This is a genomic window from Paraburkholderia phenoliruptrix (assembly GCF_902859825.1).
In the GTDB taxonomy this organism is placed as follows: Bacteria; Pseudomonadota; Gammaproteobacteria; order Burkholderiales; family Burkholderiaceae; genus Paraburkholderia; species Paraburkholderia phenoliruptrix.
In genome coordinates, this window is the sequence record NZ_CADIKB010000016.1 from 112574 (window position 1) to 127354 (window position 14781).

Below are 14781 nucleotides of genomic sequence, written 5' to 3' on the forward strand. Positions count from 1 at the left end.
TGTTGTTGGACGGATGAGGTCCGGGTTTGTAGTCACGCTAAATCACGTCATGAAGATGCAGCCGACTTCGCGATGAAACGCCGGTCGCGCGCCGCGCGCCAACGGGCAACCAGGTTCGGTATCAGCACGGATGCAAGCAGCAGCACGCCGGTGACGATGGTGAGCGTTTCGCTCGATACGTCGTCGAGCGTCAAGGCGTTTTTCAGCACGCCGATAATGAGCAGCGACAGCAACACGCCGATCATCGAGCCGCGTCCGCCGAAAATGCTCACGCCGCCGAACAGCACCGCCGCAATCACCGACAACTCGAAACCCTCGCCGTTATCGCCGCGCGCGCTCGTGAAGCGTAGCGTGTGGATGACGCCGGCCAGCGCGCTCATCAAACCCGACAGCACGAACAGACGCAGCCTGATCTTCGCGACCTCGATGCCGGAAAACGCGGCGGCGGTCGGATTCGCGCCGATCGCGTAGAGGCTGCGGCCAAACGCGGTGGATTGCAGCAGCACGGTGAACAGCACCGCGCCGGCTATGACGATCGCGAAGGGCAGCGGAATAAAGGTCGCGCCGAGCGTCTCCATGCCGAATGCGGTGTACGCGGGCGGAAAATCGGCGACGGCCTGATCGCCGAGCAGCACATAGGCGAGGCCGCGAAAGAGCGCGAGCGTGCCGATCGTAACCGCGAGCGACGGCAGATTCAGCTTGACGATCACGAGACCGTTGAGAAGCCCCGCCGCCGCGCCCGCGATCAGCACGAGCGCGATCACGACCGGCATCGGCAAGCCCATATGCCACAGCACGCCCATCAACGCACTGGATGCGCCGAGCACCGAAGCCACCGACAAGTCGATCTCGGCCGCGACGATGACGAGCGTCATCGGCAAGGCCATCAAGGCGATCTCGGTGAGATCCGCCAACACGTTGCTCAGATTCGCGCCCGTGAGAAACACCGGCGAGAGCACGCGGCCGAGTGCAAGTGAGACGAACAGCACGAGTACCAGCAGCGCTTCCCATTGCAGCGGCGTTTCGCGTTTGCGCGCGAGCAGCGCGGAATCGGGTTTAGCCATGATCGCGTTTCCTCATCATGCGTTTGGCGACGGAGCGGGCGAGCAAAGTGTCGGCGGTAATGGCGGCGACGATCAACGCGCCCTCGATCGCCTGCTCCCAGAACGGTGAAACGTGCAGCACCACGAGCGCAATGCTGATCACGCCGAGCACCAGCGCGCCGAGCGTGGCGCCGAGTATCGTTCCCACGCCGCCCGTGATGGCGACGCTGCCCACCACGGCCGCCGCGACGACCTGCAGTTCGATGCCCTTCGCGGTGCTCGCGTCCACGGTGCCGAAGCGCGCGAGCCACAATGCGCCCGCAAAGCCGGCAATCGCGCCGGACAGCAGAAAGCCCGCCATCACGCGCCGCTCGACATTCAGGCCTGCCAGACGCGCGGCCTCGGGATTCGAGCCGATCGCATAGTGCTCGCGGCCGCCGCGAAACTGCTTCAGATAGATGGCGAGCGCGAGCAGCACGACGACGGCGATCAGCGCGAGTGTCGGGATGCCGAAGAATGTGCCGGTGGCAAGGCGCGAAAATGCATCGGGCAAACTGGTTGCGTTGATCTGTCCGCCGTGCACCCACGCGTAATCCGCACCGCGGAAAATGTAGAGGGTCGAAAGTGTCGCGACCAGCGAGGGCACGCGGCCGACCGCCACCAGCAGCGCGTTGATGCCGCCCGCCACGAGGCCGATAGCGAGCCCCGCTGCCAGCGCGACGATCACCGGCATCTGAGGAAACGCGACGTACAGGCTGCCTACCGCGTAGGCGCTGATGCCGACCGTGGAGCCGACCGACAGGTCGATATGACGCATCAGGATCACCACGGTCATGCCTGCGGTGAGCAGACTGATGATCGATACATTCAGCAGCACGTCGCGCAGATTCTGCAGATTCAGGAACTGCGGCCTCGCGAGCGCGGTGCCTGAAATCAGCAGAATCAGCACAATGAAAAGCGTCGTCTCGCGGCTCTTCGCGAGAGTCGCGGCGAAGCCGGCCGGCGAACTCGCAGCGCGCTTTGCCGGCGGCGGCGCCTGCACGGGCGCGGGGTGGGTCGAAGAATGACGCATCATGCTGCACGTCCCAACGGTGGAATGGGTTGTCCGAGCGCGGCGGCCATGATGCGTTCCTCGTCGGCCTCGGCGCGCGCAATGTCGGCACTGATGCGGCCTTCGTGCATCACGAGCACGCGGTCAGCCATGCCGAGCACTTCGGGCAGTTCGCTCGATATCATCAGCACCGCCATGCCGTCGCGCACCAGTTCGGCGAGCGCGCTGTACACCTCGGCTTTGGCGCCGACGTCGATGCCACGCGTGGGTTCGTCGATGATCAGCACTTTGGGGCCCGTCGCCAGCCATTTGCCCAGCACGACCTTCTGCTGATTGCCGCCGGAGAGTGTACCCACCGGCGCATTCGGGTCGCCTGCTTTCAGACGCAGCCGCGTGCCCCACCTGTTCGCGAGCGCGGTCTCGCTGCGCGCGGTGATGAGGCCATGCTTGACGAGCCGGCCGAGCACCGTCATCGACGCATTGCGCGCGATGCTGAGCTCCAGCGCGAGTCCCTGCTGGCGCCTGTCTTCGGGCACGAGCGCGAGTCCCGCGCGTACCGCGGCGGCGGAACTGCCCGCGGACAGACGCTGGCCGCCGATCATGATTTCGCCGGCATCGAGCGGGTCGATACCGAAGATCGCACGCGCCACTTCGCTGCGGCCCGCGCCCACGAGACCCGCGAGGGCGACGATTTCCCCCTCGCGGACATCGAACGAAATGTCCTTGAACACGCCGACGCGCGTGAGGCCGCGAACGGAGAGCCGCACTTCGCCGGGCGGCCGCTCCGCTTTCGGATAGAACGTCTCCAGATCGCGGCCGACCATTTTTGCCACGATGGCGTCGGTGGTCAGATCGGCGGTCAGGCCGTCGAACACTTTCGCGCCGTCGCGCATGATCGTGACGCGCTGCGTCAGTGCAAAGACTTCGTCGAGCCGGTGCGTGATGAAGAGAATCGCCACGTCGCGCTCGCGCAGCTTGCGCACGATCGCGAAGAGCCGCTCGACTTCCGGCAGCGACAACGCGGCGGTCGGTTCGTCCATGATCAGCACGTTCGCATTCAGCGAGAGCGCCTTCGCGATTTCGATCACCTGCTGATCCGCAATCGACAAACCGCGCACCAGTTGGTCCGCGCGCAGATCCACGCCGAGCGAGGCGAGCAGGCCGTCCACCTCGCGGCGCATCGCGTCGTATTGAATGCAGCCGATGCGGTCCACGGGCTGCCTGCCCATGAAGATGTTCTCCGCAATCGAGAGGTCGAAGAACAGCGTCGGTTCCTGGTAGATGACCGCGAGCCCGGCATCGCGCGCTTCGGCCGGCGTCGCAAAGCGGCGCGCCATGCCGTCGACCACGAGTTCGCCGCTATCCGGCTGATGCACGCCCGCGAGAATCTTGACGAGCGTCGATTTGCCCGCGCCGTTCTCGCCGAGCAGCGCGTGCACTTCGCCGGGCCACAGCGCGAGATCGCCATCGGACAGTGCGCGCACGCGCCCGAACGATTTGCTCGCATGCCGCAATTCAAGCCTCGGCTGAGCGGTTGAGGGTGGCTGCACTGCGTGTCTCCTTCTCATGCGTGGTGGGCGTCAGCGTTTTTCGGTTTGCCTCGTGCTCACGGTCTGCGTCAGATGCGATAGAAGCGCTCCGCGTTGCGGCAAAAGAGCGCCTCTTTTTCCGCAACGCTCGCGCCTTCGATAATCGCCGCATACGCATGCCACAAATCCGCGTAGGAGCCGAACAAACGGTCCACGGGAAAGTTCGAGGCGAACATCGCGCGCTCGACACCGAACGCGTCGATCGTTTCGAGCACATAGGGCCGCAAGCTCTCCACCGTCCAGTGATGATCGAACATCGCAAGTCCGCTGATTTTCACGTACACGTTCTTGCAAGCGGCGAGCATGCGCAGCCCGTCGCGCCATGCGCGATAACCGGCCACGCTGTCGCGGTCCACGAACATGCCCGCATGATTGAGTGCGAAGAGCGTGTCCGCATGCGCGCGTGCAAGCGCCGCCGCCTCTTCCATTTGTGACGGATAGATCTGCAGATCGAACGACAGGTCGTGACGGCGCAGCAATGCGAAATTTTCGCGCCACTGCGGCTCGCGCATGTAGTGTCGGCCCACATAATCGAACAGCTTGTTCACGTGCACATTGAGAATCTGGCGGATGCCACGTGTGTTCGGAAACGCCGCATGCGCTTCGAGCCATGCAGGCGCGTTCGGCGCAGACAGATCGACCGCGGCGACAATGGCGTTCGGCATGCCGCGCGATTCGGCGCGATCCGCAATGGACTGCAGCCAGCGCGTTTCCTCGACGGGATCCGCGGGATCGTGATTCGCCTCCACGTGCACGAGTTTCTTCACGTCGATGCCGCCCGCTTCGCCGAGCAGGTCATCGAGCAGATAGTCGTGCTTGAGATCGCGCGCGTCGCCGACGAACGACACGCCCGGGTTGTCGAGCCACGGATAGCAATGCGTTTTCAAATCCCACAAGTGGATATGCGAATCGACAACCTGCATGCAGTGCCTCCGTCGTTTCAAGCGTGCGAAGCGTGACAATCGGTTAGTTAAGCGAACTTAGCCGGAACACCTGTTCGAGCGGTTGTTGAAGCGGCGTGTGATCCGCGGCGGTGTGCATGATGTCGGCCATGTAATCCCACCATTTGCGCATGACGTCGAGTTCAGGGAGCGCGTCCATCGTGTGATGTGTAGTGCGCGTGAGCACGGCGAACAGGTGGTCGGTGCCGGCATCGAAGAAGATGCGGTACTCGCGCACGCCGGCGTTGTGCAATGCATCAACCAGTTCCGGCCAGATTTGCGCATGACGGCGCTCGTATTCCTCGCGCATGCCGGGGTTGAGCACCATCCGGAAAGCGATTGTCTCCATTGCGGCTGTCTCGTCGTTATGGCGCTTTCGCGGCGAAGCGCCTGCAAAGACTATAATTCCTGCGTCGATAGCATCTCAATCCGTGTTTGGGATTGGGCGATCCACAAACCGAATCGCACCGGCACCATGAGCCCACTCTCAGCAACCGTCGCACTCGTCAATCGGCTCAAGTTCAAACACCTCGCGCTGCTCGTCGCGCTCGACGACGCACGCAATCTCCATCAGGCCGCCGAAGCCGTCAACGTCGCGCAGCCGAGCGCGAGCCGCATGCTCGGCGACATCGAGGAAGCGTTCGGCTTTCTGCTGTTCGAGCGCAACGCGCGCGGCATGACGCCCACGCCGCTTGGCGTCGTCACGCTGGCCTATGCACGGCGAGCACTCGCCGAACTCACGCGTTTCGCCGAAGACCTGGAGGTCAAGCGCCGCGGCGGTCACGGTCAATTGACGGTCGGCGCGATCATGGGTGCCGCGCCCGATCTGCTGGCCATGGCCGTCGCGGCGCTGAAGACCGATAGTCCGCTGCTGAACGTGCGCATACTCGGCGAAACCAGCGACCAGGTGGTGCAGTTGCTGCATCGCCGCGAAGTCGATCTCGCGCTTGGGCGCCTGACCAGCCCCTTGCAGCACAACGATTTCAGTTTCGAGCCGCTCGCGCGCGAGACCTTGCTGCTCGTGGTGCGCTCGGTGCATCCGCTCGCGAGCCGCGCGCGCATCACGTTGCGCGAACTGATCGACTGGCCATGGGTGGCGCAGCCCGTGACCAGCCCGGCGCGTGTGCTGTTCGAGGAAGAGCTCGCGCGTGCGGGGCTCGCCACGCCGGTCAATCTCACCGAATGCGCGTCGATCTTCGCGACGCTGCAGTTGCTCGAAAACTATGACGCGGTGGCGATGCTGCCGGAGTCGGTGGTGCGCGATCACGTGCGCGGCAAGCTGCTCGTCGCCCTGCCCCTCGAAATCGGCAAGAGCCTCGCGGGTTTCGGCATTCTCACGCGCAAGGAAGAACCCCTCGGGGAGCCGGCGCTGCGCTTCATCGAACTGCTGCGCGGTTTCTCGCGGCGTCTCGCGCGCGACGATGCCGCGTCCCGCGAAGTCGCGAACACTTCCGCGCCGGTTAGCTGAAGTCGGCATCGCGCGTCATTGCAGATTGACGAACAGGCCACCGTCGACGAGCAACGCCGCGCCCGTCACATAGCGCGCACGGTCGGACGCGAGAAACACCACGCATTCGGCAACGTCCTCAGCGCGGCCGAGGCGCCCGAGCGGAATGCGCTTTTCGAAGTAGGCTTTCTTCGCTTCGTCGGCGAGATCTTCGGCGTTCAGGTCCGTCGCGATCGTGCCCGGCATGACCGAATTGCAGCGGATGCCGTACGGCCCCAATGCGACCGCGCACGATTGCATCAGCGAATGAACGCCCGCTTTGGTCGGCGTGTAGTGCGTCTGCATGCCGCCGCCCACCAAAGCGCTGATCGAACTCGTCGCGACAATGGCGCCGCCCGTGCCTTGCGCTTTCATTTGCTGCGCAGCGGCTTGCGTGACGTAGAACGCGCCGTTCAGATTCACTGCGACTGTCGATTCGAGCACGTCCGCAGGCATGTCGAGAAACGCGTGGAACGGACAGATGCCGGCGTTGCTTGCCAGCACGTCGACCTTGCCGAATGCTTCAACGGTCCGCTGCACCAGCTGTTGCCCGGTTTCGCGCGCGGCCACGTTGCCTTCTATCGAAATGACGCGCCGCCCGAGTGCCTCGATCTCTTCGACCACTTCGGCGACGGCGGAACGGCGCCCATACGATGCGTCGTTATCGCCCCAGTAGTTGATTGCGACGTCGGCGCCTTCCGTTGCGCACGCAACGGCTATGGCGCGCCCGATGCCGCGCGAGCCGCCGGTGACGATCACCACCTTGTCCTTGAGCAGCACGAAAATTCTCCTTTCAGTAGACCCGCAACACAGCCGCATGTGCGGCATGGGTCAACGCGGATAAGGCCGCACCAGCGCGCATTCCGGATTGAGCCGCACGCCGAAGCCCGGCGTGTCCGGCACCTTCATGCGTCCATTCACAGGTACCGGTTCGTCGAGCAGCAGCGGCGTGAACATCGGCACGACCTCGTCGGCTTTGGGCGCCATCATGAGGAACTCGGAGAACGGCGAGTTATGACGCGTGACGACGAAGTGATAGCTGTACACCGAGGAGCCGTGCGGCACGACCATCACGTTATGCGCATCCGCGAGCGCCGAAATCTTGATGAGCTCCGTGATGCCGCCGCACCAGCCCACATCCGGTTGAATCAGATCGCAGCACTGCATCTCGAGCAGCATGCGAAAACCCCAACGCGTCGCCTCATGTTCGCCCGTGGACACCATCATGCCGCGCGGCACGTTGCGGCGCAGTTCGGCGTAACCCCAGTAGTCGTCGGGCGGCAGGCACTCTTCGATCCATTTGAGCCCGTATTGGTGCGCGGCTTGCGCGAGGCGTGTTGCATACGGCACGTCGAGACTCATCCAGCAGTCGTACATCAGCCAGAAATCGTCGCCGACGCGGCTGCGCATGTCGGCCAGTTTCTCGAGGTTGAGCTTGAGTCCCGCTTCGCCTTCTGCCGGACCATGCTGCAAAGGCAATTTTCCGCCGATAAAGCCCATCTCCTTCGCGAGGTCCGGACGCGCGCCGGTCGCGTAGAACACGAGCTCGTCGCGCACGGGGCCGCCCAATAGCTGATACACCGGCTCCTTGCGCACCTTCGCGAGCAGATCCCACAAAGCGAGGTCGACGCCCGAAATCGTATTGAGCACCACGCCCTTGCGCCCGTAATAAAGCGTGGAGTAGTACATCTGATCCCACATCTTTTCGATGTCGGTCACGAGCTGGCCTTCGAGAAAACGCGCCAGATGTTTTTCGACGATGAACGCGCCGATCTCGCCGCCCGTCGTCACCGCGAAGCCGACGGTGCCGTCGCTCGCCTCGATTTCGACGACGAGCGTGCCCAGCACATTGATGCCGAACGACTGCCGGCTCTGGCGATACTCGGGGTAACGCGCCATCGGCGTCGAGATGTGATCGTCGATCCAGTGTCCGCCGGGTTGGTCGTGATAGTCCGCTCCGCCGCCGCGGACGATGAAGGCACGCACGTGCCGGATAGTGGGCATGGCCATGAGAGAGGCTCCGTGATGGACGTCGAACGTGTCGCCGGCAGTGCGCCTAGCGGGCGCGATGCAGCAAATCGTGAATTGAGCCGGGGGCTTTCGCGCCGTCGCCGCGCAACAGCGTGCCGATCAACAGCGCGGCGAGCAGACTGGAGGCGCCGAGCACGATCAGTCCCGCCGATGTCGAAGAAAACGCGCGCTCCGCAGCAGTGCGCAAACTCGGCGCGATGAAACCGCCCAGACTGCCGAGCGAATTGATCAGCGCGATGCCGCCCGCAGCGGCCGCACCGGTCAGCAAACGCGTCGGGAAGGTCCAGAAAAGCGGCTGTGCAGCAATGAAACCGCTTGCGGCGCAACACAGCGCGATGAGCCCGATGGCCGGACTGTGCGCGAGTCCCGACACAGCAATGCCGAGCCCCGCGACGACCAGCAGCGCGGACGCCCAGCGGCGGTGCGCGCCCGTTCGGTCGGCGCGGCGCGGCACATACCAGGTGACCGCGAGCGCGCAGATCCACGGCAAGGCGGCGACGAGCCCGACGTGAAAGCCCACCGTCGTACCAAGCAAGGCGGCGACCTGTTGCGGCAGATAGAAGATCACGCCATACACGCTCATCTGGATCAGCAGATAGATCAACGAGAGCAACAGCACGCGCCGGTCCACCAGCGCGGCGAGAATGCGATGCGGTCCATGCGCCGAGGCGGCGCGCGCGTCGTCGTCGAGTGCGGCGCGCAGCGTCGTTCGTTCCTGCGCCGCGAGCCAGCGCGCGTCTTCGGGACGATTGTCGAGATACCAGAACGCCCATACGCCGACGAGGGAGGCGAGCACGCCTTCGACCAGAAAGAGCCACTGCCAGCCGGCCAATCCCAGCGCACCATTCAACTCAAGGAGCGAGCCCGACAGCGGACTGCCGAAAATGAACGCCAGCGGCGCGCCGAAATAGAACATGCCGACGGCGCGGGCACGCGCACGCTGAGGGAACCAGTGCGTGAGGTAATAGATAACGCCGGGAAAAAATCCGGCTTCGGCGACACCGAGCAAAAAGCGCAGCGTGTAGAACGTCGTTGCCGTGTGCGCGAGACTCATCGCCGCCGACACGAGCCCCCACGTCACCATGATGCGGCACATCCACGCTCGCGCGCCGACGCGATGCAACAGCAAATTGCTTGGCACCTCGAACAATGCATAGCCGACGAAGAAAACGCCCGCGCCGAACGCAAATGCCGCGGTCGACAGACCCGTGTCGTGCTGCAGCGCTTTCTGCGCGAAGCCGATGTTCGCGCGGTCGAGAAATGCCAGCACATACATCAAAAGCAGGAATGGCAACAGCCGGCGCATTACCTTGCTGTTGATCGCTTCGAGCGAAGCACTCGCATGCGGGTCCATGTCGTCTCCTTCGCGCAGTCCGCTGGGCGGCTTCGCGGTTCTCGTGTGAAGTGCGGCTTGCCGGCTTCGCGTAGCGGCGTGCCTTGTCACGCCGCTACGCGTCTTGACTCGCGCGCGGCCTGGCTCAATAAGTGGCGCGGCCGCCCGACAAGTCGAATACCGAACCGGTACTGAATGCGCAGTCCTCGGAGGCGAGCCAGAGAATCAGCGAGGCCGCTTCTTCCGGCAGCAGGAAGCGGTTCATCGGAATCTTCGAGAGCATGTAGTCGATGTGCTGCTGCGACATCGAATCGAAGATTTCCGTTTTGGCGGCCGCGGGCGTGACCGCGTTGACGAGAATGTTCTTCGTCGCGAGTTCCTTGCCTAGCGATTTCGTGAGGCCGATGAGCCCGGCCTTCGACGCGCTGTAGTGCGAGGCGTTCGGATTGCCCTCCTTGCCGGCCACCGACGCGATATTGACGATGCGCCCATAGCCCTGCTTCAGCATCTGCGGGACGACCGCGCGGCACGTGAGATACGGTCCGATCAGATTGACGTCGATGACGCGGCGCCAGACCTCCGGCCCCAGCTCCCACGTGGTGCCGTTGCCGCCGGTGATGCCCGCGGAGTTAATCAGCACGTCGATTGCACCGTGGTCGAGCACAGTCTGCGAGACGGCATGGGCGACGGCCGCTTCCTGCGTGAGTTCGACGGTGACCGCCGTCACTTTGCCGAGTTCGGCAAGCTCGCGCTGGCTGCGGGCGAGGCGCTCCGCGTCGATGTCCCAGAGCGCGACCGACGCGCCCGAGCTGAGCGCCCGCTGAGCGACTGCGTAGCCGATGCCGCGCGCGCCGCCGGTAATGGCGACCACGCGTCCTTCCAGGTCGATTCGGTTCATTCGTGTCTCCAGCGTCGGTGTTGTCGTATCTGGGCTTCACGCCAATATACGGGCCGCGCGATGCCGCAACAATCCGAGAATCGGAAAGGTCGATAACAAAAGCGGATCGCGCGACGTGGAGCGCGGGGAGACATCGGATGGCAGGAAAACAGAGGGATTACCGCTCGCGGCGAGGGTGTGACTCACTAGCCGTTATGCAGGGCGAGGCCGGACGCGGCCGCGCTTGCGCGACGCGAGCTCAAAGCGCGTCCTGACACAGAGCCTTCATGCGCTGAACCATCGTGCTGGCTTCGTTCAGCTCCATTTCGCTCGTAAAGAGCGCCTGCACGTTCGACAGGCGCACAGCCACGCCCGCATTCATCAGATCCTGGCTGGCGATCTTCAACGCAAGCTGACCGATTTGCACGCGTTCCAGCCAATGCATGGGCATGCTGTTTCTGGCGAGCCACTGGCGGCAGCACTGGACGACGTGATCCACACGCCACTCCGCGCTGAGCGCATAGGACGCCGCAGCGATGGCCACGAGAAAGCACAGCAGTTCGGCGCGCGCGGCTGAGGGCAGTTTGGGGTCGTTTTTTTTCATTCGCTTGTAGGTTGACGGGGTTTTTCACGGGGCGCCGGCGGGTGGCCGCGCTTCAGGCGGTTTAGCCGGCAACTGACGCGCACCGCATCGACATGCGCCCGTTCCGTCCGACAAACAGCCTGCCTCGGAGTTCAACGAGTCGCGCAGCTCACGGCCTCTGGGACGCCCTGATGTGATCGCGCCCCGGCCGCGAAGCACTGTCTCACCGCGAAACACCGAATAGCTGAAAGACGACGCCACGCAACCAGCGATTGCCCGCCTCGTGGTGATACCGCGCATGCCAGTGTTGCCGGACGGCAAAGCCATCCACGGGGACAGGACACGGGTGGACGGCCAGATCGTTGGCCTGCGCGAGCGTCTCGCCGATATGGCGCGGCAGCGTGGCAAGCAGATCGGTAGTCTGCACGATCGTGCCGAGCCCGAGAAAGCCCGGCAGCTGCAGCACGACGTCCCGCTCTATCCGCTCGCGCGCCAGTGCCTGTTCGAGCAGTTGCGCCCCGGTGCCGGATTCGATGCTGACATGTCCCTCCGCGCGGTACCGCTTCAACGCGAGCCGCCCTCGAATGCGAGGATGATGCCGGTTGCTGAGGCACACCCAGTCCTGCTGATAAAGCTGCTGCTGGTAGATGCCGCCGCTTAACCACGGCACATAGCCGATGGCGAGATCCGCTTCGCCCGATTCCAGCGCGCGCTCCGTATTGCCGTCGATCCTCGCCGCCTCGAGCCGGATGCCCGGCGCCTGGGCGCGCACATGCGCGAGCAGTCTCGGCAGCAGTGTGATGTGACTCGCGTCCGTCATGCAGATGCGAAAGCGCCGCTGTGCGGTGGCGGGATCGAAGGCGATCTCCCATGCGAGGAACCGCCTGAGCGATTCGAGTATCTCGCGGCAGGGACCGATAAGCGCGTCGGCTTGCGGCGTCGGCGCCATGCCGCCGGGCGTGCGGATGAAAAGCGGATCTTGCAAGGACTCGCGCAACCGCCCGAGCCAGATGCTGATAGTCGGCTGGCTCTGCCCCAGTTGCTCCGCCACGCGCGTGACGCTGCGCGTGTCGTAAAGCAGGTCGAAGAGCTGCAGCAGTTTGATATCGGGGAAATCGGGCTGGGTCATGGGCGCCGCATTATTGTGTTTCGCAATGATGTCATTGTAGTCATTGCATTGCCGTTATGGGTGACAACTCCTATCGTGTATCCACACGTCAAGGAGAAGCTCAGTGAAGATTGCGATTCTCGGGGCCGGCGCACTAGGCTGTGCGATCGGCGCCACCCTCACGGAAGGCGGCCAGGAAACCTGGCTGATCGATCGTTCGCCCCTCCATGTGGACACAATGCGCCGTGACGGCCTGCTGGTCGACGACGATAAAGGTGCGCGGCGCATCGCGGTTCGCGCGGCGACGCAAGCGAGCGAAGTCGGCGCGGCCGACCTCGTCATCGTGCTGGTGAAGTCCTTTCACACCGACTCGGCGATGCGCGGCGCGCTCGCGCTGATCGGTCCTGACACGCTGGTGCTTTCGCTCCAGAACGGCCTGGGGCATGAAGACGTGCTCGCCGACATTGTGGGCCGCGAGCGCGTGCTCGCGGGCAAGACGTATGTGGGCGGCGTGCTGCGCGGGCCGGGCCATATCGAGGCGGGGGTCACCGGCAAAGCCACTTATATCGGCGAGCTGGATGGCCGGCTCACGCCACGGGTGCGGGCCATCGCCGACGCATTCAACGCCGCCGGCCTGCTGACTACGGTCAGCGACAACATCGTCGGCACCATGTGGGACAAATTGCTCATCAACGTCGCCACCGGCGCGCTGACGGGCATCACGCGTCTGACCTACGGCCAGCTCTACACGGAGCCGCTCCTGAAGGCAACGGCGCTCGCGGCCATCAGCGAAGCCATGGCGGCTGCGCGGGCAGCGGGCATTGCGTTGTCGATCAAGGAGCCCGACGAAGCATGGACGTTGGCGGCCGAAGGCCTCTCTCCCACGTTCAAGACATCGATGCTGCAAAGCCTCGAAAAGGGCTCGGTCACGGAGATCGATTTCATCAACGGCTCGGTGGTGCGCTGGGGGCAACGGCTCGGCGTGCCGACGCCGGTCAACGCAACGCTGGTGGCATGCATCAAGGGCATTGAGCGCGCGCTGGCCGATGAGCGGGACGATGCGAAGCACGCTGACATGCACGATAAGAACCGCAAGGAGACGACGGCATGAGCGGCTCAAAGGCTTATCTCGAGCACGTGGCGATCTGGGTGAAGGACATTCAGTGGCACATCCGCTTTTTCGAGGACGTGCTCGGCATGACCATGCGTGAAGTCGACGGCACCGCCGATGCACCGCGCCAGTACTGGACACTCGGCGGCCTGCAGTTCATTCATGCGCCGCATTACGACGGCCACGAAGGGCGCCTGGCCCACCTGGGCGTCATGTGCGAAGACCTGGAAGCGGCGTTGGTGGCTGCTCAGGCCTATGGTGTGAGCGACATGCCGCAAGGGCGCAACTGGCTGCGTTTGCCCGACGGCCTCGCTGTCGAACTGATTCAGGCGAGACCCGCCTCCTGTGTCGCAGAGGCGCTGAGCATCAACCCGCGTGCGGAGACTTGAGCATGACAATCATCGAGAAATACTGGGACGACGCCCGTGAAGGCGACGAGTGCGTGAGCCCGAGCTACACCGTGACGAAGGAGCGCATCCTCGCCTACGCCGATCTCACGGGCGATCACACGCCTGTGCACGTGGATGAGGCCTATGCCAACGCGAGCCACTTCGGCTGCCTCGTCGCGCATGGGTTGTTCGGACTCTCGGTTGCCGACGGCCTCAAGACCCAGAGCGACTATCGTTTCCTGCCCGGCATGTCGCTCGGATGGACCTGGGACTTCGTGCTGCCCATCAAGGTCAACGACGTGCTGCACGTGAAGTTTCGCGTCGGCGCTATGCGGCCCAGCAGGAGCCGGCCTGGCTGGGGCATCGTCGTTCTTCCATCAGAACTGATCAATCAGGATGGCGAAACAGTTCAACGCGGCGAACATCGTCTGATGGTGCCGCGCCGGCCGGGAGCACTGTGATGCAGGCACGTCCCCTCGAAGGTATACGCGTTGTCGACTATAGCCACTTTCTCGCCGGCCCCTATGTGGGCCGCTGCCTTGCGGCGCTCGGCGCCGAAGTCATCAAGGTCGAGCGTCCCGGCAGCGGCGATGCGGGACGCCAGCACGCCACCGTGCTGGACGATCAGCAAAGCGGCTACTTTCTGCAACTCAATATGGGCAAGCGCGGCGTGAGCGTCAATATGAAAGACGCACGCGGCAAGGAGTTCATGCGCCGCCTGTGCGACTCGGCGGATGTATTCGTCGAGAATTATCGTCCCGGCGCGCTCGACAAGCTGGGGCTCGGCTATGCCGAGTTGTCCGCTCGCAATCCGGGCCTCGTCTACTGTTCGATCTCGGCATACGGCCATACCGGCCCCGATGCGCACCGCGCCGGTTTCGGCCTGATCGCCGAGGCAAAAAGCGGCATCATGCAGATGGTCGGCACGCCTGGCGAGCCGCCCCCGCTGCTGCGCATTTCCCTCGGCGACATGTACACCGGCATTCACGCGGTGGCCGCCATCAACGCGGCGCTGCTGGGTCGCGTGAAGAGCGGACGCGGCCAGCATATCGACATGGCGCTGTACGACACGCTTGTCTCCATGCATGAGTACGCGGTGCAGTGCTATACGTTGCAAGGCGTGCTGCCGGCAATGTCCCAGGCGTAGTTGAAGGTTGAAGGCGGCGGTTCGCCAGTGGAATCCGAGAGAATCGGGTTTCCAGGACCAACCTCCCGAACAGGGAACCAAGGAGAACCGCC

Annotated in this window: 15 protein-coding genes and 1 pseudogene; 5 read left to right on the forward strand and 11 right to left on the reverse strand. The window is 64.1% G+C overall.

Annotation, left to right across the window (positions count from 1 at the left end):
• Window positions 1-47: 47 nt before the first annotated feature.
• The 5 genes from HV711_RS17745 to rhaM form a co-directional block, all read right to left on the reverse strand.
• Window positions 48-1064, reverse strand: a complete 1017-nt coding sequence (locus tag HV711_RS17745; RefSeq protein ID WP_035479148.1) for an ABC transporter permease — start codon at window positions 1062-1064, stop codon at window positions 48-50.
• Complete coding sequence (locus HV711_RS17750) at window positions 1057-2118, reverse strand: ABC transporter permease (RefSeq protein ID WP_035479150.1); 1062 nt, start codon at window positions 2116-2118, stop codon at window positions 1057-1059. Before HV711_RS17750 ends, HV711_RS17745 begins: the two co-directional genes overlap by 8 nt.
• Window positions 2115-3644, reverse strand: coding sequence for a sugar ABC transporter ATP-binding protein (locus HV711_RS17755; protein WP_035479152.1), 1530 nt, complete (start codon window positions 3642-3644; stop codon window positions 2115-2117). The genes HV711_RS17750 and HV711_RS17755 overlap by 4 nt, the downstream gene beginning before the upstream one ends.
• 68 nt (window positions 3645-3712) lie before the next feature.
• Window positions 3713-4606 (reverse strand): amidohydrolase family protein, encoded by an 894-nt coding sequence (locus tag HV711_RS17760; RefSeq protein ID WP_035479154.1) that lies wholly within the window; start codon window positions 4604-4606, stop codon window positions 3713-3715.
• A gap of 43 nt (window positions 4607-4649) precedes the next feature.
• On the reverse strand, window positions 4650-4973 hold the full coding sequence (gene rhaM, locus HV711_RS17765) for an L-rhamnose mutarotase (RefSeq protein WP_013590382.1): 324 nt from the start codon (window positions 4971-4973) through the stop codon (window positions 4650-4652).
• 126 nt (window positions 4974-5099) lie between these two features.
• Between rhaM and HV711_RS17770 the strand changes: the two genes are divergently transcribed.
• A complete protein-coding gene (locus tag HV711_RS17770; RefSeq protein WP_028359769.1) occupies window positions 5100-6092 on the forward strand; it encodes a LysR family transcriptional regulator in 993 nt (330 codons plus the stop codon).
• Between the two features lie 15 nt (window positions 6093-6107).
• Here HV711_RS17770 and lra1 read toward each other — a convergent pair whose 3' ends face one another.
• From lra1 to HV711_RS17800, 6 genes are all read right to left on the reverse strand, one after another.
• The gene (lra1, locus tag HV711_RS17775; protein ID WP_035479155.1) at window positions 6108-6890 is read right to left on the reverse strand and encodes an L-rhamnose 1-dehydrogenase Lra1; all 783 of its coding nucleotides are present in this window, start codon (window positions 6888-6890) and stop codon (window positions 6108-6110) included.
• 51 nt (window positions 6891-6941) lie between these two features.
• A complete protein-coding gene (gene rhmD / locus HV711_RS17780; protein WP_028359767.1) occupies window positions 6942-8120 on the reverse strand; it encodes an L-rhamnonate dehydratase in 1179 nt (392 codons plus the stop codon).
• Between the two features lie 46 nt (window positions 8121-8166).
• The gene (locus HV711_RS17785) at window positions 8167-9495 is read right to left on the reverse strand and encodes an MFS transporter (protein ID WP_035479156.1); all 1329 of its coding nucleotides are present in this window, start codon (window positions 9493-9495) and stop codon (window positions 8167-8169) included.
• A 124-nt stretch (window positions 9496-9619) separates the two neighbouring features.
• Window positions 9620-10372, reverse strand: coding sequence for an SDR family NAD(P)-dependent oxidoreductase (locus HV711_RS17790; RefSeq protein ID WP_035479157.1), 753 nt, complete (start codon window positions 10370-10372; stop codon window positions 9620-9622).
• 238 nt (window positions 10373-10610) lie between these two features.
• Window positions 10611-10955 carry a hypothetical protein gene (locus tag HV711_RS17795; protein WP_035479158.1) on the reverse strand — a complete coding sequence of 115 codons (345 nt, stop codon included), beginning with the start codon at window positions 10953-10955 and terminating at the stop codon, window positions 10611-10613.
• A gap of 202 nt (window positions 10956-11157) precedes the next feature.
• Window positions 11158-12063: a LysR family transcriptional regulator gene (locus tag HV711_RS17800; protein WP_014971954.1), complete on the reverse strand. Its 906-nt coding sequence runs from the start codon at window positions 12061-12063 to the stop codon at window positions 11158-11160.
• A 103-nt stretch (window positions 12064-12166) separates the two neighbouring features.
• Between HV711_RS17800 and HV711_RS17805 the strand changes: the two genes are divergently transcribed.
• The 4 genes and pseudogenes from HV711_RS17805 to HV711_RS17820 all read left to right on the forward strand — a co-directional run.
• Window positions 12167-13153 (forward strand): ketopantoate reductase family protein, encoded by a 987-nt coding sequence (locus HV711_RS17805; RefSeq protein WP_035479159.1) that lies wholly within the window; start codon window positions 12167-12169, stop codon window positions 13151-13153.
• Window positions 13150-13542 carry a VOC family protein gene (locus HV711_RS17810; protein ID WP_035479162.1) on the forward strand — a complete coding sequence of 131 codons (393 nt, stop codon included), beginning with the start codon at window positions 13150-13152 and terminating at the stop codon, window positions 13540-13542. Before HV711_RS17805 ends, HV711_RS17810 begins: the two co-directional genes overlap by 4 nt.
• A 2-nt stretch (window positions 13543-13544) precedes the next feature.
• A complete protein-coding gene (locus HV711_RS17815; protein ID WP_035479165.1) occupies window positions 13545-14003 on the forward strand; it encodes a MaoC family dehydratase in 459 nt (152 codons plus the stop codon).
• Window positions 14003-14671, forward strand: a pseudogene (locus tag HV711_RS17820) (CaiB/BaiF CoA transferase family protein); the annotation flags it as partial. The gene HV711_RS17815 and the pseudogene HV711_RS17820, both read left to right, overlap by 1 nt.
• Window positions 14672-14781 lie beyond the last annotated feature (110 nt).